Source organism: Methylobacterium oryzihabitans, assembly GCF_004004555.2.
GTDB classification, from domain to species: domain Bacteria; phylum Pseudomonadota; class Alphaproteobacteria; order Rhizobiales; family Beijerinckiaceae; genus Methylobacterium; species Methylobacterium oryzihabitans.
The window spans coordinates 24,285-43,388 of the sequence record NZ_SACP01000002.1 but is presented as its reverse complement, the minus strand read 5'-3'; the positions used below and the strand labels follow the sequence as shown (position 1 = coordinate 43,388).

Sequence of the window (19,104 nt, the reverse complement as noted above, 5' to 3'; positions counted from 1 at the left end):
AACGTGAATCGGTTTCGGATTCTTCTGAAGCATTCGTCCATCGGACGAAATCGCGCATTCGCACCTAAGCAGATTTCGCAAAATCGGAAGCCGGTTTTGCGACAAAAATCTGCGACAACCAAGAATCTAAGCGGACGAAGCGTTGTCGTGCCAACGCAAGTCTGCTTAGTCATCCAGAATGCATCCGGGTCTCCAAAAATTGGTGACATACACACTCTCTTGCTTTAATTTCATCTTGAGTCGCGTAGGGTGGCAAGAAAGATGCGCGTAAGACATCTGATTGGGGAAGAAAAAATCACCGAGGTCGCAGGTCAATGGTCGACAAAGGATCTGCAGCCGCGACATGCGCCGATCTATAGCAAAACAAAGCCGATCCGTGCAGGGTGGCAGTGGCGGTCGTCGAGAGTCGTCGCGGCTGACGGGATCTATATATTATTGGCTGAATGTAACCCTGGCCGCGGCAACTGGAACGCCAAGCTTATCCGCCAGACGGACGGAGGATTTTCCGTCGTTGCTCGTTTCGAGTCGCACGCCAGCCATCCCGGTCTGCACGTGCATGCTCACTGCGACCGAGGGGGCATAGAGACGGGGGCGACCGGACTTGATAATCTCGCCCGCATTCCGCCCATCGGGACATGGCACCGGCGGACACATGCCTGGACCGAAGCAACTTTTTGGGAAGCCGCAAAGCGGTTTTTCCGTGTGAGAGAGGAGCAGGGAGTCCTGGATTTAGATGCACCCTGAAGATCTGAAAAAGACACTTTGCACGACGTTTTGCGGGGGCATTTCTGTCCAGCCCGTTCCGACCGGCTATGCCATCAGTTCGGCCTTCGAGGACGGCTTGGGCGATGCTATCAGCTTTTACCTGACCCATGCGGACGACGATCATTATATCATAGAAGACGATGGCAGCTATCTGGCACACTTGATCGCAAAAGATATTCCGATCGATCAGGGTGTGCGTGGTCAGCTTCTCGATGCCATTCTTTCGTCCGGCAACGCTCATTGGGATCGTGATACCTACGAAATCCGTACGGACCCGTTCTCAAGCCAAGACATCGCGCGTCGGGCCATTGAGTTCCTTTCGAGCATGATCCGCGTGCGGGATCTGGAACTGCTTACGCGCGACGTGGTTCGTTCAACGTTTCGGGAGGATGCAACCCGCGCTCTCATGGGAACTCTGGGTCGCGTTGCAAATATATTGGAGGATGAACCGATCGGCAGCGCATTCAGGGATTTTCCTGCCGATCTGATCATAAAACCGCGTCCGGAATTTGAAGACAGGGCACGAGCCGGGGCGGTTTATTTCGTCAACTCGAACGACAAATTAAATGAAGCTCTTTTGTTGCAAATGGAGCAGAGGCAGCTAGACCGTCTGGATTTTGAAGTCATTGCGCTTGTGGAAGATCCGGAGATGCGGACCATCAAGCGAAAGAATTTTCAGCGAGCCCAAAATCGTGAATTGGCCATGCCGATTTTTCGCGAGGATGAGCTTGGTGCAATGAACTATATTCGCCGCAGGCTCGGCTACCCGAAAAATTTGATCGCTTAACGCTCCACAGCCGCTCGCACACCGCCAAGCCGACTGGGCTTGGCCCCGACGCGATCGTTACGATCCGCGTCGGAGAAAGGGCCTCACGGCGCGAACCGCGCCCCCAGACTGTACAGATCGCCGCGAAACACCTGCTGCACGTAGGTGAGCGTCCCGTCGCCGCGCCACGTCCGCCGCGCGACCGAGAGGCAGGCGCCGCCGGGCGGCAGGTCGAGGGAGGCGGCGAGCGCCGGCGAGGCGTTGAGCGCGGTGATGCGGTGCTCGGCCTCGGTCCAGGGCACGTGGCGCAGGAGCCAGGTGCCCGGCGGCACCGCCGAGAAATCGGCCTCGGCCGCCGCCGGCACCGTCGCGAGGCTGATGAGCCGCTCCTCCCAGGCGAAGGGGCGGCCGCTGGCGAGGTGGCGGCAGGTGAGGGCCAGCACCGGCTCGCCCGGCGCCAGCCCGGAGGCCGGCGGGTCCTTCGGGCCGACGCCGCGGCGCTCGCGCGCCACCAGTTCGAACCCGTAATGCTCGCCCCGCGCCTCGACCTCGTGCGGGATGTCGGGGATGCGCAGGACCGCCGATTGCAGCGCCGGCTGGGCGACGAACGAGCCGGCCCGGCGCCGCCGCTGGATCAGCCCCGATTCGGCGAGGCCGGCCAGCACCTTGTTCACCGTCATGCGCGAGCAGCCGTAGAGGTCGGTCAGCTCGGACTCGAACGGGATGCGGTAGCCGGGCGGCCACTCGCCCGAGAGGATGCGCGCTTCGAGGTCGGCCCGGATCCGCTCCTTGAGGGGCGCAGTCACGCCAGCAGCCTCGCCAGGGTGGCGCGGTAGCGCGCCGTGATCCCCGCATGGTCGACGTGGCGCCCGCCCGCGACCACCGGCCGGCCCGCCCGCCAGACCGCCAGGACCGGCGAGGAGCGCGCCGCGAAGATCCAGCCGTCGAGGAGCGCGTCGCCGTCGCGCTCGACCAGCGCTGGGTGGTCGGGGTCGAGGGCGACGAGGTCGGCCGCCGCGCCCGCCTCCAGCCCGGCCGGCACCCCCAGCGCCTGCGCGCCGCCGGCGAGCGCCGCGTCGAACAGCGCCCGGCCGGTGGAGGGCGAGGCGGGGCCTGTGAGGACGTTGCGCCGTCGCAGGCTCAGGCGCTGGGCGTATTCCATCATCCGCAATTCGTCGGCGGCGCCGATCAGCACGTTCGAATCGGTGCCGATGCCGAACCGGCCGCCGGCCTCGGCATAGGCTTCGAGCGGGAAGATGCCGTCGCCGAGATTGCCCTCGGTGACCGGGCACAGGCCCGCGACCGCACCGCTCTGCGCGAGGCGCCGGGTCTCGTCGGGCGTCAGGTGGGTGGCGTGGATGAGGCACCAGCGGGAATCGACCGGCGCGCCGTCGAGCAGGGTCTCCACCGGCCGCGTGCCGAGGGCGGCGACGCACTCCTCGACCTCCAGCACCTGCTCGGCGGCGTGGATGTGGACCGGGCCGCCGGCGGCGAGCGGCAGGATCGCCGCGATGTCGTCGAGGGTCGCGGCGCGCAGGCTGTGCGGCGCGATGCCGACCACCGCCCCGTCGAGCACGGCGACGGCGCGCCGCCCGCCCTCGACCAGCCGGGCGAAGCCGTCGCGGCTGCCGAGGAACCGGCGCTGGCCGTGCACCGCCGGGCGCGGCCCGAACCCCCCATGGGCGTAGAACACCGGCAGCAGGGTCAGGGCGATCCCGGTCGCCTGTGCGGCGGCGGCGATGCGAAACGCCATCTCGGCCGGCTCGGCATAGGGCGTGCCGTCGCGGTCGTTGTGCAGGTAGTGGAACTCGCCGACCCGGGTGAAGCCGGCCTCCAGCATCTCGGCATAGGCCATCGCCGCCACCGCCTCGTTGTCCTCCGGGGTCAGCCGGTCGAGGAAGCGGTACATCACCTCGCGCCAGGTCCAGAACGTGTCGCGCTCCGGCCCGCGGGTCTCGGCGAGGCCGGCCATGCCGCGCTGGAAGGCGTGGCTGTGCAGGTTCGACAGGCCCGGCACCGCGATGCCGTGGCGCTCGTCCGCCGCCTCCGGCGCGACGCCCGCCGCCACCGCGGCGATGCGCCCGGCCTCGACCGTGAGCCGGACGTCGCGCGCCCAGCCCCCGGGCAGCAGGGCGGAGCGGAACCAGAGCTGGGGCATCGGACGACCTCGCGACGGAGCCGGATGGACAGCGCGCCCGGCCTGCGATTATGTATATACATACTCGTTGTGATTCACCATGCCGGTGCGCGGGAGCAGGAGGCAGGCCATGCAGTGCGATCGCATCTGGCGCGGGGCGCGGCTCGCGACCCTGGCTGACTCGGTCCCGGGCCTCGGCGTGGTCGAGGACGGGATCGTCGCCTGCCTGGACGGTCGCATCGTTTATGCCGGGCCGGCCGCCGGGGCGCCGTCCCTCGACGCGCCGGAGATCGTCGCGTGTGACGGGCGCTGGATCACCCCCGGGTTGATCGATTGCCACACCCACCTGATCCACGGCGGCGACCGGGCGGAAGAATTCGAGCGCCGGCTGGCTGGCGCGACCTACGAGGAGATCGCCCGGGCCGGCGGCGGCATCGTCTCGACGGTGCGGGCGACGCGGGCGGCCTCCGAGGCCGACCTCGTGGCGAGCGGCCTCAGGCGCCTCGACGCGCTGATCGCCGAGGGCGTGACCACGATCGAGGTCAAGTCGGGCTACGGCCTGTCGCGGGAGGCCGAGCTGGCGAGCCTGCGGGCGGCGCGGGCGCTCGGGCGCCACCGCGCCGTCTCGGTCGTCACCACCTTCCTCGGCGCCCACGCGCTGCCGCCCGACGAGACCGACCGCGACCGCTACGTCGCTTCGGTCTGCGACGACATGCTGCCGGCGGTCGCCGCCGAGGGGCTGGCGGATGCGGTCGACGCCTTCAGCGAGGGCATCGCGTTCTCGCCGGCGCAGACCGCCCGGGTGTTCGAGGCGGCACACCAACTCGGGCTGCCGGTGAAGCTGCACGCCGACCAGCTCTCGAATCTCGGCGGCGCCGCGCTCGCCGCCCGCTACGGCGCCCTCTCGGCCGACCATCTGGAGCACACCGACGAGGACGGGGCCGCCGCGATGGCGCGGGCCGGCACCGTCGCGGTGCTGCTGCCCGGCGCCTACTACTTCATCCGCGAGACCAAGGTCCCGCCGGTCGCCGCCTTCCGCCGCCACGGCACCCGCATGGCGCTCGCCACCGACTGCAATCCCGGCACCTCGCCGCTGACCTCGCTGCTGCTCACCCTCAACATGGGCGCGACCCTGTTTCGGATGACCGTCGAGGAATGCCTTGCCGGCGTCACCCGCGAGGCCGCCCGCGCCCTGGGCCTCCTGCCGCAGACCGGCACCCTGGAGCCCGGCAAGTGGTGCGACCTCGCGATCTGGGACGTCGAGCGCCCGGCCGAGCTCGTCTACCGCATCGGCTTCAACCCGCTCCACGCCCGCATCCGGAGAGGCCAGTGACCCCGACCCTCACCCCCGGCGCCGTTCCCCTGGCCTTCTGGCGCGCGATCCTCGACGGGGCGGTGCCGCGCCTCGACCCGGCCTGCCTGCCGGCTGTGGCGCGCTCGGCCGAGACCGTGGCGGCGATCGTCGCCCGGGGCGAGCCGGTCTACGGCATCAACACCGGCTTCGGGAAGCTCGCCACCGTCCGGATCGGCGCCGAGGATCTCGGCACGCTCCAGCGCAACATCGTGCTGTCGCACGCCGCCGGGATCGGCGAGCCGATGCCGGTGCCGGTCGCCCGGCTGATGATGGCGCTCAAGCTCGCGAGCCTCGCGCAGGGCGCGTCGGGCGTGCGGCCCGGGACCCTGGCCTTCCTCGCCGCCCTGCTGGAGCGCGGCCTGACCCCGGTGGTGCCGGCGCAAGGGTCGGTCGGCGCCTCGGGCGACCTCGCGCCGCTCTCCCACCTGACCGCCGCGATGCTCGGCGTCGGCGAGTTTTTTTGTGAGTCCGGCCGGGTTCCCGCGGCCGAGGCGCTGCGCCACGCGGGTCTGGAGCCGCTGGTGCTCGGCGCCAAGGAGGGGCTCGCCCTCCTCAACGGCACCCAGTTCTCCACCGCCTACGCGCTCGCCGGCCTGTTCGGCGCCGAGGACCTGCTGCGCGCCGCCCTGGTGGTCGGCGCGCTCTCGACCGACGCCGCCCGCGGCTCCGACACGCCGTTCGACCCGCGCATCCACGCCCTGCGCCGCCACCGCGGCCAGATCGAGACCGCCGCCGCCCTGCGCGGGCTGCTCGCCGGCTCGGCGATCCGCGCCTCGCACCTCACGGGCGACGAGCGGGTGCAGGACCCCTACTGCCTGCGCTGCCAGCCGCAGGTGATGGGCGCCGCCCTCGACGTCCTGCGCCAGGCCGCCGCGACGCTGGCCACCGAGGCCGACGGCGTCTCCGACAACCCGCTGATCTTTTCGGACACCGGCGAGGCCCTGTCGGGCGGCAACTTCCACGCCGAGCCGGTCGCCTTCGCGGCCGACATGATCGCCCTCGCGGTGTGCGAGATCGGCTCGCTCGCCGAGCGCCGGATCGCGATGCTGGTCGACCCGGCCCTGTCGGGCCTGCCGGCCTTCCTCACCCCGCGGCCGGGGCTCAATTCCGGCTTCATGATTCCGCAGGTCACCGCCGCGGCCCTGGTCTCCGAGAACAAGCAGCGCGCCCACCCGGCGAGCGTCGATTCGATCCCGACCTCGGCCAACCAGGAGGACCACGTCTCGATGGCGGCCCACGGCGCCCGGCGCCTGGGCCCGATGGTCGACAACGCCGTCGCGGTGGTCGGCATCGAGCTGCTCGCCGCCGCCCAGGGCTGCGACTTCCTCGCGCCGCTGACCTCCAGCGCGCCGCTGGAGCGCCTGCGGACCGCGTTGCGCGCGCGCGTGCCGACCCTGGCCGAGGACCGTTTCCTGCATCCCGACATGCTGGCGGCGGTCGATCTCGTGCGCGGCGGCGCGGTCGCCTCGGTGGCCGAGGCGCTGCCGGGCGTCGCTCCGTAAGTCTTGTCAGATCCTCGCTCCGGGAGCCCGGCCATGACCACCCGCCTCGACAACAGCCGCGTCGTCCGTGCTGCCCGCGGCAGCGACCTCACCGCGAAGAGCTGGCTCACCGAAGCCCCGCTGCGGATGCTGATGAACAACCTCGACCCCGACGTCGCCGAGCGGCCGGGCGAACTGGTGGTCTATGGCGGCATCGGCCGGGCGGCGCGGGACTGGGCGAGCTTCGACCGCATCGTCGCGGCCTTAAAAGATCTCGACGACGACCAGACGCTGCTGGTGCAGTCGGGCAAGCCGGTCGGCGTCTTCCGCACCCACCCCGATGCCCCGCGGGTGCTGATCGCCAACTCCAACCTCGTGCCGCACTGGGCGACCTGGGAGCATTTCCACGAGCTCGACCGCAAGGGTCTGGCGATGTACGGCCAGATGACCGCCGGCTCGTGGATCTACATCGGCAGCCAGGGCATCGTTCAGGGCACCTACGAGACCTTCGTCGAGATGGGCCGCCAGCATTACGGCGGCGACCTCGCCGGGCGCTGGATCCTCACCGCCGGTCTCGGCGGCATGGGCGGCGCGCAGCCGCTGGCTGCCACCATGGCCGGAGCCTCCTGCCTCGCGGTCGAGTGCCGGGCGTCGAGCATCGAGTTCCGGTTGCGCACCGGCTACGTCGACGTCCAGGCCCGCGACCTCGACGACGCCCTGGCCTTGATCGAGGAATCCTGCCGCAGCAAGACCCCGCGCTCGGTGGCGCTGCTCGGCAACGCGGCGGACGTCTTCGCCGAACTCTACGCCCGCGGCGTGCGGCCGGACTGCGTCACCGACCAGACCTCGGCCCACGATCCCGTCAACGGCTACCTGCCGGCGGGCTGGACGCTGGCCGAGTGGGACGCCAAGCGCGAGAGCGACCCGGCCGGGGTCGCCGCGGCGGCGAAACGCTCGATGGCCGCGCATGTGCGGGCGATGCTCGACTTCCACCGCGCCGGGGTGCCGACGGTCGATTACGGCAACAACATCCGCCAGATGGCCCTGGAGGAGGGCGTCGCCGACGCCTTCGCCTTCCCGGGCTTCGTGCCGGCCTATATCCGCCCGCTGTTCTGCCGCGGCGTCGGCCCGTTCCGCTGGTGCGCCCTGTCGGGCGACCCGGAGGACATCTTCGCCACCGACGCCAAGGTCAAGGAGCTGCTGCCGGACAACCACCACCTGCACCGCTGGCTCGACATGGCCCGCGAGCGGATCCGGTTCCAGGGCCTGCCGGCGCGGATCTGCTGGGTGGGTCTCGGCGACCGTCACCGCCTCGGCCTCGCCTTCAACGAGATGGTGCGCAAGGGCGAGCTGAAGGCGCCGATCGTCATCGGCCGCGACCACCTCGATTCCGGCTCGGTCGCCTCGCCCAACCGCGAGACCGAGGCGATGCGCGACGGCTCCGACGCGGTGTCGGACTGGCCGCTGCTCAACGCGCTCCTCAACACCGCGTCCGGCGCGACCTGGGTCTCGCTCCACCACGGCGGCGGCGTCGGCATGGGATTCTCGCAGCATGCCGGCATGGTCATCGTCTGCGACGGCAGCGAGGCCGCCGACCGGCGCCTGGAGCGGGTGCTGTGGAACGATCCCGCCACCGGCGTCATGCGCCACGCCGATGCCGGCTACGACGAGGCGGTGGACTGCGCCCGCGAGCACGGGCTGGTGCTGCCGAGCCTGGGGTAGGGGCGGGGCGGGTTCTGCTCGCCCGGCAGACGCGCGGCTATTTCAGGAAGATACTTTTCAAGATCAAGCGCGGGATCCCCTCTCCAGAGTGGGAGAGGGGTAGGGGTGAGGGTGGAGACGGTTCAGTATCGGACGCTGAGCATGAAGCTGCGCAGCTCGACGGTTCAGGGTCATTGCGGAGGCCGAGCCACCCTCACCCCCGGCCCCTCTCCCACTCGGGAGAGGGGAGGCGCGGGTCTACTGTTCGCCGGATGGCCCTGTACTGTTGCGGAGCCAGGAGGAACGCGCACCAACCACGGTGCACACCCCACGCCCCGGCCTCACCCCGGCCCCGCCCCGGCTTCCTTGCCGCGGCGGCCGAAATCCGGCTCCGCCGTCTCCTGGCCCATCGCCACGATGCCGCGGCGGATCGTCCGGGTGCGGGTGAACAGGGCGTGCAGGGCCTCGCCGTCGTCCCAGCGGATCGCCCGGGCGAGCAGCGCCAGATCCTCGTTGAAGCGGCCGAGCATCTCCAGCACCGCGTCCTTGTTGGTGAGGAAGATGTCGCGCCACATCGTCGGGTCGGAGGCGGCGATGCGGGTGAAATCGCGAAAGCCGCCGGCCGAGAACTTGATGACCTCGGACTGCGTCACCGTCTCCAGGTCGGCGGCGGTGCCGACGATGTTGTAGGCGATGAGGTGCGGCACGTGGCTGGTGATCGCCAGCACGAGGTCGTGATGAGCCGGACTCATCGTCTCGACCACCGAGCCGAGCCCCTCCCAGAACCGCCCGACCCGCGCCACCGCCTCGGGGGGAGCGCCCTCGGGCGGGGTGAGGATGCACCAGCGGCCGTGGAACAGCGCGGCGAAGCCGGCATCCGGCCCGGAATGCTCGGTGCCGGCGACCGGATGGGCCGGCACGAAGGCGACATGGGTCGGCAGGTGCGGCAGGGCGGCGGCGACCACCGCGGCCTTCACCGAGCCGACGTCGGACACGATCGCGCCAGGCGCAAGGTGCGGTGCCATCGCGGCGGCCACCACGCCGATCGCGCCCACCGGCACGCACAGGATCACGAGGTCGGCCCCGGCCACGCCCGCGGCGAGGTCGGCCGTGGCCTCGTCCGCGAGGCCGAGCGCCCGCACCCGCTCCAGCACCGCCTCGTCGCGGTCGATCGCCACGATCGCGCCGGCGAGGCCCCGGGCGCGGGCGCCCCGGGCGATCGACGAGCCGATCAGCCCGAGCCCGACGATCGCGAGGCGCCGGAACGCCGCCGGGTCAGGCATCCGCCCGCTCCCGCACGAAGTCGGTCAGGGCCGCGATCACCGCCTCGTTGGCCTCGGCCGGGCCGATCGTCATGCGCAGGGCGTTGGGCAGGCCGTAGGCGCCGACCCGGCGCAGGATCAGCCCGCGGGCGGTGAGGAAGGCGTCGGCCTCCGCGGCGGTGCGGCCGGGCGCCTCGGGGAAGTGGATCAGCACGAAGTTGCCGACGCTCGGCGTGACCGTGAGCCCCAGCGCCTCGACCGCCTTCGTCACCTTCGGCAGCCATTCGTCGTTGTGGGCGAGCGCCGCGGTCAGGTGGGCGTCGTCGGCGATCGCGGCGGCGCCCGCACTGATCGCGGCGGCGCCGACGTTGAACGGCCCGCGGATGCGGTTGACCGCGTCGGCCACCGCCTCCGGCGCCACCATCCAGCCGATGCGCAGGGCCGCGAGCCCGTAGACCTTCGAGAAGGTCCGGGTCATCACGACGTTCTCGGATTCGAGCACCAGTTCGAGCCCGGCGGCGTAGTCGTTGCGGCGCACGTACTCGGCATAGGCCGCGTCGAGGATCAGCAGCACGTCCTTCGGCAGGCCGGCATGCAGGCGGCGGACCTCGTCGAACGGCAGGTAGGTGCCGGTCGGGTTGTTCGGGTTGGCGAGGTAGACGATGCGGGTGCGCGGCGTCACCGCGGCGAGGAGCGCATCGACGTCGGTGCGGTGGTCGCGCTCGGGCGCCACCACCGGCGTGCCGCCCGCCGCCAGGATCGCGATGCGGTACACCAGGAAGCCGTATTGCGAGTACAGCCCCTCGTCGCCCGGGCCCATATAGGCGTAGGTCAGGAGCGACAGCAGCTCGTCCGAGCCGGCGCCGCAGACGATCCGGGCGGGGTCGAGCCCGTACTTGCGGGCGATCGCCTCGCGCAGGGCGGTGGCGTTGCCGTCCGGGTAGAGTTCGAGCCCGTCGGCGGCGGCGCGCATCGCCGCGATCGCGGCCGGGCTCGCGCCGAGCGGGGTCTCGTTCGAGGACAGCTTGTGCAGCTTCACCCCGGCCGGGGCCGCCGACTTGCCCGGCACGTAGGCTTCGATGTCGAGGACGCCCGGGCGCGGAACGGGACGAGGGGCGGCAGACATGACGATTCTCGGATCCGACGGGAGGAATCCCGCCCGTCTAAGCCGCGAACGCCGCGCTGTCATACGAAATCGGCCCGGCCCCGCGGCCCGCTCACCCCCCGAGCCGCCCCGCCACGATGTCGCCGACCCGCAGGGCGTTGGCGATGATGGTGAGGGTCGGGTTCACCGCGCCGATCGACGGGAAGAAGCTCGCATCGGTGACGTAGAGGTTGTCGACCCCGTGCGCCCGGCAGTCGAGGTCGAGCACCGAACCCGCCGGGTCCTCGCCGAAGCGCAGGGTGCCGGCCTGATGCGCGGTGCCGCCGATCGGCACGTCCTTGCCGAGGTAGAGCGAGCGGTCGAACAGGTGCGGGTGCACGTCGAGCCGGTCGCACAGGTCGCGCAGCTTGCCGCGCAGGCGCCGGTGCGCCTCCTCGTTGGTCTGGGTCAGGTCGAGCCGCACCCGGTCGCCGTCGTAGAAGATCCGGTTCTCCGGCCGCGGCAGGTCCTCGGAGGTGAGCCAGAAGTCGAGGGAGTGCCGGGCGATCCAGTCGAACGGCTTCTCGGGGAACCATTGCAGGAAGCCCGGAAGCCCCTCGCCGTGGATCTGGGTGCCGTCGGACTTGCCGACCATCTGGATGTGGCCGAGGGGGTACTCCCAGTCGTCCGAGCCGAAATAGAAGTCGTTGAGCCCGAGGGTCTTCTGGAACCGGGTCGGGTTCGGCGTCTTCGAGATCGCCAGCACGGTCGAGTTGTTGTGGCGCATGTAGTTGCGCCCGACGAGGCCCGAGCGGTTGGCGAGCCCGTCCGGATGGGCGTCGCTGCCCGAGCGCAGCAGCAGCAGCGCCGAGGACAGGGCGCCGCAGGCCACCACCACGATGTCGCCGGACACGGTCTGGCGCACCCCGTCGCGCACCAGCTCGACCCCGGTGACGCTGCGCCCGGCCGGATCGGTGACGAGGCGCTCGACATAGGCGCCGGTCCACAGGGTGAGGTTGTCGTGGGCGGCGAGCGCCGGGTCGACGCAGATCACCTGGGCGTCGGCCTTGCCGTTGGTGAGGCAGGGATAGCCGTCGAAGGCGTCGCAGCGGATGCAGGCCGAGTGCGGCAGAGGCTTGCCGTCGCGCTCGTCGAGCAGCACGCCGACCGGCAGGTGGAACGGGCGGTGGCCCTCGCGCCTGAGCCCGTCGAACAACTCCTGGATCCGCGGCTCGTGCGAGACCGGCGGGTAGGCGTAGGGCTTGGGCGCCGGCGGCTCGGTCGGGTCCTCGCCGCGCAGGCCGTGGACGTGGAACAGCTCCTCGGCGGCCTGATAATAGGGCTCGAACACGTCGTATTTCAGCGGCCATTCCGGCGACACGCCGTCGACGTGGCGGACCGCGTGGAAGTCGCGCTCGCGCAGGCGCAGCAGCACCGCGCCGTAGACCTTGCTGTTGCCGCCGACATAGTAGTGCAGGCCGGGATGGAAGCGCGACCCGTCGGCGCCGTACCACGTCTCGGGCGCCTGGTAGCGGGCATCGACGAACACCGCCTGGCTGTCCCAGTTCTCGCGCTCGCGCGGCAGGTAGCCGCCGCGCTCCAGCAGCAGCACCCGCTTGCCGGTCTGCGCGAGGCGCCACGCCATCGTGCCGCCCCCCGGCCCCGAGCCGATGACCACCGCGTCGTAGTGCCGGGATTGATCCATCGCTCGGGTTCCCTGGCGGCGGGTGCGCCCCGTCATGTCGCGGGTGCATATGGAGGGGGCTGCCCGCCCGTCGATCCCGCCCCACTTTGCCGGAATGTCGCGGCCGGCAATGTCGCGCCCTGCCGGCGAGGATGAGGTCCCGATGCCGTCCCTGAGCCTCGTCGTGGCGTTCCTGGTCCGCCTCGTCCTGGTGCTGCTGTTCCTGCCGTTCAGCGCCCTCGACAAGATCCTCAACTTCCGCGGCGCGGTCGGGCAGGCGCAGGAGGCGGTGGCGAGCCGGGGGGCCGCCGCGGCGCTGATCTGCGCCGGGCTGTTCGTCGAGGTGGTGATGTCGCTGGGCGTCCTCACCGGCATCGCCGACCGCGCCGCCGCCTTCGTGCTCGCCGGCTACTGCGCCGTCACCGCCCTGCTGTGGAAGCCGTTCTGGAAGCCCGGCGACTTCTGGGACGGGCCGCAGAGCCGGGGCCGCACCCTGTTCTGGGACTTCTGGAAGAACCTCGCGCTGGCCGGCGGCTTTCTCCTCATCACCTTCGGCACCGGGGCCGACGGCGTCGCGCGCTTCCTCGACGCGCCGCTGGCCTCCTCCGACCCCTACCGGATCGTCCGGGAGCAGCCATGACCGACGACAGCCCGCGCATCCCCTACTGGCACCTGTGGACCGACGAGGCCGGCATCAGCCGCCAGTCCCGCTGCCACATGACCGAGTTCGAGCGCAAGTCGATGTCGCCGCCGGCCGCGCCGCAATGGCAGGGGCAGAAGACCCGCGACGGCGCCACGGTGTTCGTGACCGTGCAGCCGGTCGGCTGGACCGGCGACTGGCACGAGAACCCGAAGCCGCAATGGATCATCCCGCTCTCCGGCCGCTGGTTCGTCGAGGCGATGGACGGGACCCGGGTCGAGATGGGGCCGGGCGAGATCTCGTTCGGCGAGGACCAGAACACCCGCGAGACCGACGGCCGCAAGGGGCATTATTCCGGAACGGTCGGCGACGAGCCCTGCGTGCTGATGATCGTGCAGTTCGACGCGGCCCCGACCCTCGCCGCGGCCTGCCGGTTCCGGTGACGCCATGGACGGGTTCGAGATCCACGATCCCCGCTTCGCGCATTACATCCTCGCCAACGCCCCGCTCGAGGAACTCGGCTCGGGCTTCCGCTGGATCGAGGGACCGGTGTGGTTCGGCGACGCGAACTGCCTGCTGTTCCAGGATCTGCCGCGCAACCGCACGATGCGCTGGATCGAGGGCGAGGGTTTCTCGGTCTACCGCGCGCCCTCGGACTACGCCAACGGCCAGACCCGCGACCGCCAGGGCCGGCTGATCGCCTGCTCGCATCGCGGCCGCTGCCTCACCCGCACCGAGCCGACCGGGGAGGTGACGGTGCTGGCGACCCACCACGACGGCCGGCGCCTCAACGCGCCCAACGACGTGGTGGTGAAGTCCGACGGCACGATCTGGTTCACCGACCCGCTCTACGGCATCTCGAACGACTACGAGGGCGGCCGGCAGGTCTCCGAGCAGCCGCCGGCCCTCTACCGCCTCGATCCCGAGACCGGCCGCCTCGACGCGATGGCGACGGATTTCGACGGGCCGAACGGCCTCGCCTTCTCGCCCGACGAGCGCCGGCTCTACGTCGCCGAGACCGGCGACCAGAGGAAGCCGAACCCGCGCCAGTACATCCGGGTGTTCGACGTCGGGCCGGACGGTCGCCTCACCGGCGGCGACGTCTTCCACACCATCGCGCCGGGCTATTGCGACGGGATGCGGGTCGACGAGGATGGCAATGTCTGGTCGAGCGCCGCCGACGGCGTGCATTGCCTCGACCCGGACGGAAAGCTCCTCGGCAAGATCCTGGTGCCGCACCGGGTCTCGAACCTCACCTTCGGGGGGCTGCACAAGAACCGGCTGTTCATCGGCGGCTCGCACACCCTGTACGGCATCTTCCTCGACCGGCGCGGGGTGCAGTGGCCGTGAGCGGGCTGCGTCTGGCGCGCCTGCGCCTCGTCTGCACCGACCCGGACCGGCTGGCGGAGTTCTACGCGCGCGCCCTCGGCTTCTCCCGGCGCGCGGGCGGGGTCGAACTCGGCGGCCTGCCGGTCGACCTCCTCGGCGGGGCGGCGCGGCCGTACCCGGCCGAGGTGCCCGGCTGGAGCCCGCTGTTCCAGCATGCCGCGATCGTGGTCTCCGACATGGCGGCGGCCTATGCGCAGCTTCGCGCCGTGCCCGGCTGGACGCCGATCTCGCGGGCCGGGCCCGAGCGCCTGCCGGACCGCTCCGGGGGCGTGAGCGCGTTCAAGTTCCGCGACCCCGAGGGCCACCCGCTCGAATTGCTGGCCTTTCCGGCGAACGGCGTGCCCGAGGCGTGGCGCCGGCCCGGCCTCCATCTCGGCATCGACCACTCGGCGATCTCGGTCGCCGACACCGGCCGCAGCGTCGCGTTCTACGAGCGCCTCGGGCTCCGCGTCGCCGGGCGCTCGCTCAACCACGGCCCGGAACAGGCCCGGCTCGACGCGGTCGCCGACCCGCAGGTCGAGGTCACCGCCCTCGGCCTGCCGGGCGGCGGGCCGCCGCATGTCGAGCTGCTGTGCTACCGCGGCGACTTCGACCGCAGTGGTTCGAGGCCGTCGCACGACGCCGCCGCGGCGACCCGGCTGGTCTTCGCGCCCGGGTCGCCGGAGAGGGTCGCTGGTCTGCGCGCCGGGCTCGCCGACCGGATCGCCGCCGACGAATCCGACCGGCTGATCCTGCGCGACCCGGACGGGCACTGGATCGAGGTCGCGGCCGCCGGGTGAGCCTCCTACTCGGCCGCCACCTGCTTCGCCAGACCGCTGCGGTCGTCCCACAGGCGGGCGAGTTCGTCGCGCAGTCTCGCGTTCTCCTGCGCCAGATCGCGGATGCCGCGCTCGATGGCGACCTGCGCCTCGCGCTGCATCGCGTCCTGGCGGAAGCGCGTGTCGATGTTGGGCACCGCGCGGGCGTCGGTCTCGATGCCGATGCCGGTCAGGCGCTCGACCAGATACTCGGCCTCGAACATGTTGGGGTCGAAGTTCAGCAGTTCCTGGCGTCGCCACGGCTCGATCACCTTCGTGGCCTCGTAGGTGTCGTAGTGGGTGTGCCAGCGCAGCTCGCTGCGCTCCTTCTCGATGCGCGGCAGCCGGTCGCGGAACACCTTGCGCATCGCCTGCTCGGGCGAGCGCAGCGGGTAGTGCCGGTTGAGGAACTTCAGCGGGTAGACCCGCAGGCCGGGGAACTGCGCCACGTGGCCGCCGCTGGAGGCGAGATCGACCACCTGCCCGGTGTTCTTCCAGCCCTTGATCTGTCGCAGGTGCGAGGGATCGCGGCCGAAATCGAAGAAGCGGTAGTTGTGCGGCGAGAACGGCTGCGGCGCCTGCCCGCGCGTGAACGGGAAGTTCACCACGGTGAAGTCGATCGCCGTGTAGCCGCAGGCATCCACGAAGCCGATCGCGTCGACGAGCGAGACGCCGCGCCAGGGCGAGGCCCGCAGCTCGTCGGCGTCGTAGTGGATCACCCAGTCCGCCGACAGCGTCGCCGCGTAGGCGGCGGTGTGGCGCAACTGGTCGGCCCAGAGGTACTGGTCGGTCGGCTGCTCGGGGAAGCGCAGGACCCGGACGCAGACGCCCTCCTGCGCCAGCGCCAGCACGGTCTCCAGGGAGCCGTCGGTCGACCAGTTGTCGATGACGTGGACCTCGACGCCCTGGTCGTGCAGGTAGCGCACCACCGTCTCGATCACGTCGTTCTCGTTGAAGACGTTGATGACCGCCGCCACCGTCCGGGCGACGGGCTGGGGCCGGTAGGACGCCTCGCGCCCCGCGATCGACAGGACCGTGCTGCGGGCGAGGTCGTGGTCGTTGTTGAGGGTGTAGCCGAGGAAGGACTGGTCCGGGAAACCGCAATCGCGCAGGAAGCGGCCGAGCTCGTCGGCGGTCCATTCCATGGTGTGGGCGGGGTTGGTGGGCGGGCCCTGGTCGAGCAGCCCGCGGGCCCGCACCCGGTCGGGCGTCGAGAGCAGGGTGTAGGCGCTGGTCTTCGACATCCGGGCGAGGTCGCGCAGCAGATGCTCCGGCTCGCGCAGGTGCTCGATCACGTCCGAGCAGAGGATGACCGCGTTCGACAGCACCTGCCGGTTCAGCCGCGGCACGCCCGTCTCCAGGTCGTGCTCGACGAACAGCGCCTTGGGCAGGTTCGCGGCCACGAGGTCGCGCATCGGCGCGGCGTCGACGGCGATGATCTGGCAGCGGTCGTCGAGGGCACGCAGCTTCTCGCCCGACCCGCAGCCGACGTCGATGATCCGCTCGAAGCCGCCGCGCTGCACGAGGTAGGCGGCGATCTCGTAGACCTGATGCTGGTGGACGATGCCGGTCGGCGCGTCGATGAAGTGCTCGTTCCCGGTCCGGACCACGTAGCCCTGGGGAAGATGGCGGGGCGTCGTGGCGGGCGCGACCGCTTCCGCTGCGGGGGCGGGAACCATGTCACGCACGACGACGGTGGCCACCGCCGCGGCGGGGATGGCCGCCGCTTCCTCCGCGGGGGCGGGGACCATCTCCGCCGCGGGAAGCGGAACCACTTCCGGATCGGGCGCGGCGTGCGTCGGTGCCGCGAGAGCGGCCGGCAGCGGGGCCGGCTCCGGCGCGTCCGGGAAGAACCGCGCGCGAAGCAGGTCGGCCTGCCGCGACGCCAGCATGCGCGCGAAGCCGGCCTCGGCGAGGGACTCGCGCCGCTCCGGATCGGCCGCCAGGGCGACGCAGGTCGCCACCAGGGCGTCGTAAGGGACCATGGCGAGGCCGCCGGCGAAGCGCGCCGCGTCCGGATCGCCCGGCTCCCCCTCCGACACGACGCAGACGCGGTTGGCCAGCAGGTAGGACACCCGCACCGCCTCGAAGATCGAGGCGCGGTAGTAGTGCAGGTTCAGCACCACCTTGGCGCGGGCGATCATCGCGTCGCGCTCCTCGCCGTAGACGCCGAACAGGTTGGCGACCTTCAGGCCCTTCTCCTGGAGCGCGGTCAGGATGCGGGCCCGGCGCTCGTTGGTGGAGCCGTAGAACAGGACGTCGATGTCCTTGTCCGCCTGGGCGACCGGACGGATGCGGGTGAGGCCGGGGCTGTAGCCGACCTCGAGCAGGTCCGCATGGGGGATGCCGGCCCGGACCAGGGTGCGCCGGTTGCGGTCGCTGAAGTCGAGCACCGAATGCTTGCGCATCAGCGTGAAGTAGTTCCGGTTCAGGACCTGGCTCTCGTCGGAGATCTGTTCCAGGTTGAAGACGATGCTGCCCTCGGGGAGGGGCGGGAGGCCGGTCTTGGTGAGCAGGTGCGCGCCGAAGACGATCGGCAGCCGGCCGCGCCACTCGGACGGGTGGTAGACGACCGGCGCGGAGCCGCCGAGTTCGGCGAACGCCTCCTGCAGGCCCTCGGCGATCTCGGCGAAGGCCTGATGGTGCGGGTTGCCGTCGGGCGCGACGATCCAGAGGCAGTGCCGGTCCCGGACGGTGCTCCATCCGCCGGAGAACGGCGCGAGGGCAGCGGCAGGAGCCGGGTCGGGCGTCATCGCGGGAGCCGGGGCGGAGGAGACCGCCATCGGCGTGTGCAGGTTCGCGACGGGAGCCGGGGCCTCCGGGCGTGCGGGCCGTGCCGGAGCCCCGGGCGCCGGGCCGGCGGCCTGCCCGGGGGCAGGGCCGGCGGCCTCGGCGAGGGCCCGGGCGTTGGCCAGCATGGCGGCGCGGGACTGCGCCTCCTGGCGCGGCCCCTCGCGGTAGATGTTCCAGGTGTGGCGGTCCTCCTCCGACAGCTCGACCTTGCGCAGGCGCACCTGGAGCGAGTCGATCGCGCGCGGCACCCGGGTCAGCTCCTGGCCGTCGACGCCCTTCTCGTGCAGCTCGATGCCGACCGGCGACAGGACGTACTGGAGCGTGTCGCGCTCGAAGCGGGCCTCGTTCCAGCCGAGATACCAGAACCACTCGGAATAGTACTGCCAGCTGCGCTCGTTGAAGGTGCGCAGGTGGGTCGGGTCCTGCCACGCGCCGAAGGACAGGTCGTAGGGCACGTTGATGTCGAAGGTGCCGCCGAGCCGCAGCAGCTTCAGGCAGGCCGTCATCATGCCGATGAGATCGGGCACCTGCTCCAGCACGTCGTAGGCGATGATCTCGTCGAAGCTGCCGGGCTGGAGCGTGACCGGGCCGAACCGGGCGGTCTCGACCGTGAACCCGTCCTCCAGCCCCTCGGCGGTGCTGAGGTCGATGAGGACGTCCGGATACCAGCTCGGGTCGATGTCGACGTTGAGGTATTCGAGCCGGAAGTCCTTGCCGGAGCCGAGGTTCATCCGTGACGGGACGATGGGGCGATGGAGGTTCATGGACGGATCCTGACTCGTCGGCTCGCGGACGGTTCGGGATGTCCGGCCGCACGGCCCGGAGCCGTGCGCGCCCCGGACCCGCGCGCGGCCGGATGGCGGGCGAGGTGATCCGAGGCGTAAGGTCGCAAGCTTGCACGGGGCTTTTGCCGGGCGGGGGTCGCGTAGGACCCGAGCTTGGCACGACCCGTGCGGCCCCTCGTTCGGCCCGGACGGCCGGGCCAGCCAGGGAGTTCAGCCCCCCATGAAGGTCGCTCTCACCGTCGCCGCGCTCTCGCTGTTCCAGCCCGCGCATTCCTGGTACCCGCTCGAATGCTGCTCGAACGAGGATTGCGAGCCGGTGACCGACGCCGTCGAGGTGCCCGGCGGCTACCGTACCCACGGGGTGTTCATCCCCCTCGACAAGGTAAGGCCGAGCCAGGACGGCGGCTTCCACTGGTGCCACCGCGGCAACACCGTCCTGTGCTTCTTCGCGCCGCTCTCGGGATAG

At 71.0% G+C, this 19,104-nt stretch carries 15 protein-coding genes; 9 read left to right on the top strand and 6 right to left on the bottom strand.

Annotated elements, in window-relative coordinates; translation table 11 throughout:
* Positions 1–733 precede the first annotated feature (733 nt).
* Positions 734–1,552: a DUF1828 domain-containing protein gene (locus EOE48_RS02715; RefSeq protein WP_127727245.1), complete on the top strand. Its 819-nt coding sequence runs from the start codon at positions 734–736 to the stop codon at positions 1,550–1,552.
* Between the two features lie 83 nt (positions 1,553–1,635).
* Here the strand turns inward: EOE48_RS02715 and hutC are convergent, their stop codons facing one another.
* Together hutC and EOE48_RS02705 are read right to left on the bottom strand one after the other, a co-directional pair.
* Positions 1,636–2,337, bottom strand: a complete 702-nt coding sequence (hutC, locus tag EOE48_RS02710) for a histidine utilization transcriptional repressor HutC (RefSeq protein ID WP_127727244.1) — start codon at positions 2,335–2,337, stop codon at positions 1,636–1,638.
* Positions 2,334–3,689, bottom strand: a complete 1,356-nt coding sequence (locus EOE48_RS02705) for a formimidoylglutamate deiminase (protein WP_127727243.1) — start codon at positions 3,687–3,689, stop codon at positions 2,334–2,336. Before EOE48_RS02705 ends, hutC begins: the two co-directional genes overlap by 4 nt.
* A gap of 109 nt (positions 3,690–3,798) precedes the next feature.
* Between EOE48_RS02705 and hutI the strand changes: the two genes are divergently transcribed.
* Genes hutI through hutU form a run of 3 tightly spaced genes read left to right on the top strand, consistent with a single transcriptional unit; the run spans position 3,799 to position 8,225 of the window.
* Positions 3,799–5,001 (top strand): imidazolonepropionase, encoded by a 1,203-nt coding sequence (gene hutI, locus EOE48_RS02700; RefSeq protein WP_127727242.1) that lies wholly within the window; start codon positions 3,799–3,801, stop codon positions 4,999–5,001.
* Positions 4,998–6,524, top strand: coding sequence for a histidine ammonia-lyase (gene hutH / locus EOE48_RS02695; RefSeq protein ID WP_127727241.1), 1,527 nt, complete (start codon positions 4,998–5,000; stop codon positions 6,522–6,524). The genes hutI and hutH overlap by 4 nt, the downstream gene beginning before the upstream one ends.
* 33 nt (positions 6,525–6,557) lie before the next feature.
* Positions 6,558–8,225: a urocanate hydratase gene (gene hutU / locus EOE48_RS02690; RefSeq protein WP_127727240.1), complete on the top strand. Its 1,668-nt coding sequence runs from the start codon at positions 6,558–6,560 to the stop codon at positions 8,223–8,225.
* Between the two features lie 320 nt (positions 8,226–8,545).
* Here the strand turns inward: hutU and EOE48_RS02685 are convergent, their stop codons facing one another.
* The 3 genes from EOE48_RS02685 to EOE48_RS02675 form a co-directional block, all read right to left on the bottom strand.
* Positions 8,546–9,487 (bottom strand): prephenate/arogenate dehydrogenase family protein, encoded by a 942-nt coding sequence (locus tag EOE48_RS02685; RefSeq protein WP_127727239.1) that lies wholly within the window; start codon positions 9,485–9,487, stop codon positions 8,546–8,548.
* On the bottom strand, positions 9,480–10,592 hold the full coding sequence (locus tag EOE48_RS02680) for a pyridoxal phosphate-dependent aminotransferase (RefSeq protein ID WP_127727238.1): 1,113 nt from the start codon (positions 10,590–10,592) through the stop codon (positions 9,480–9,482). Before EOE48_RS02680 ends, EOE48_RS02685 begins: the two co-directional genes overlap by 8 nt.
* Positions 10,593–10,683: 91 nt before the next feature.
* On the bottom strand, positions 10,684–12,255 hold the full coding sequence (locus EOE48_RS02675; protein WP_127727237.1) for a GMC oxidoreductase: 1,572 nt from the start codon (positions 12,253–12,255) through the stop codon (positions 10,684–10,686).
* 142 nt (positions 12,256–12,397) lie between these two features.
* Between EOE48_RS02675 and EOE48_RS02670 the strand changes: the two genes are divergently transcribed.
* Genes EOE48_RS02670 through EOE48_RS02655 form a run of 4 tightly spaced genes read left to right on the top strand, consistent with a single transcriptional unit; the run spans position 12,398 to position 15,042 of the window.
* Positions 12,398–12,874, top strand: coding sequence for a DoxX family membrane protein (locus EOE48_RS02670; RefSeq protein ID WP_127727236.1), 477 nt, complete (start codon positions 12,398–12,400; stop codon positions 12,872–12,874).
* Positions 12,871–13,317, top strand: coding sequence for a cupin domain-containing protein (locus EOE48_RS02665; protein ID WP_127727235.1), 447 nt, complete (start codon positions 12,871–12,873; stop codon positions 13,315–13,317). Before EOE48_RS02670 ends, EOE48_RS02665 begins: the two co-directional genes overlap by 4 nt.
* Before the next feature lie 4 nt (positions 13,318–13,321).
* Positions 13,322–14,224 carry an SMP-30/gluconolactonase/LRE family protein gene (locus EOE48_RS02660; protein ID WP_127727234.1) on the top strand — a complete coding sequence of 301 codons (903 nt, stop codon included), beginning with the start codon at positions 13,322–13,324 and terminating at the stop codon, positions 14,222–14,224.
* Positions 14,221–15,042: a VOC family protein gene (locus EOE48_RS02655; protein WP_127727233.1), complete on the top strand. Its 822-nt coding sequence runs from the start codon at positions 14,221–14,223 to the stop codon at positions 15,040–15,042. Before EOE48_RS02660 ends, EOE48_RS02655 begins: the two co-directional genes overlap by 4 nt.
* Positions 15,043–15,047: 5 nt before the next feature.
* Here EOE48_RS02655 and EOE48_RS02650 read toward each other — a convergent pair whose 3' ends face one another.
* Positions 15,048–18,617 carry a methyltransferase domain-containing protein gene (locus tag EOE48_RS02650; RefSeq protein ID WP_127727232.1) on the bottom strand — a complete coding sequence of 1,190 codons (3,570 nt, stop codon included), beginning with the start codon at positions 18,615–18,617 and terminating at the stop codon, positions 15,048–15,050.
* Between the two features lie 241 nt (positions 18,618–18,858).
* Between EOE48_RS02650 and EOE48_RS02645 the strand changes: the two genes are divergently transcribed.
* A complete protein-coding gene (locus EOE48_RS02645; RefSeq protein ID WP_127727231.1) occupies positions 18,859–19,104 on the top strand; it encodes a hypothetical protein in 246 nt (81 codons plus the stop codon).

Coding starts and splice junctions, on each gene's coding strand:
- EOE48_RS02675 (WP_127727237.1), bottom strand. CDS start 12,255: ATGGATCAATCCCGGCACTACGACGCGGTGGTCATCGGCTCGGGGCCG.
- EOE48_RS02685 (WP_127727239.1), bottom strand. CDS start 9,487: ATGCCTGACCCGGCGGCGTTCCGGCGCCTCGCGATCGTCGGGCTCGGG.
- EOE48_RS02660 (WP_127727234.1), top strand. CDS start 13,322: ATGGACGGGTTCGAGATCCACGATCCCCGCTTCGCGCATTACATCCTC.
- EOE48_RS02670 (WP_127727236.1), top strand. CDS start 12,398: ATGCCGTCCCTGAGCCTCGTCGTGGCGTTCCTGGTCCGCCTCGTCCTG.
- EOE48_RS02705 (WP_127727243.1), bottom strand. CDS start 3,689: ATGCCCCAGCTCTGGTTCCGCTCCGCCCTGCTGCCCGGGGGCTGGGCG.
- EOE48_RS02680 (WP_127727238.1), bottom strand. CDS start 10,592: ATGTCTGCCGCCCCTCGTCCCGTTCCGCGCCCGGGCGTCCTCGACATC.
- EOE48_RS02645 (WP_127727231.1), top strand. CDS start 18,859: ATGAAGGTCGCTCTCACCGTCGCCGCGCTCTCGCTGTTCCAGCCCGCG.
- EOE48_RS02665 (WP_127727235.1), top strand. CDS start 12,871: ATGACCGACGACAGCCCGCGCATCCCCTACTGGCACCTGTGGACCGAC.
- hutI (WP_127727242.1), top strand. CDS start 3,799: ATGCAGTGCGATCGCATCTGGCGCGGGGCGCGGCTCGCGACCCTGGCT.
- EOE48_RS02650 (WP_127727232.1), bottom strand. CDS start 18,617: ATGAACCTCCATCGCCCCATCGTCCCGTCACGGATGAACCTCGGCTCC.
- EOE48_RS02715 (WP_127727245.1), top strand. CDS start 734: ATGCACCCTGAAGATCTGAAAAAGACACTTTGCACGACGTTTTGCGGG.
- hutU (WP_127727240.1), top strand. CDS start 6,558: ATGACCACCCGCCTCGACAACAGCCGCGTCGTCCGTGCTGCCCGCGGC.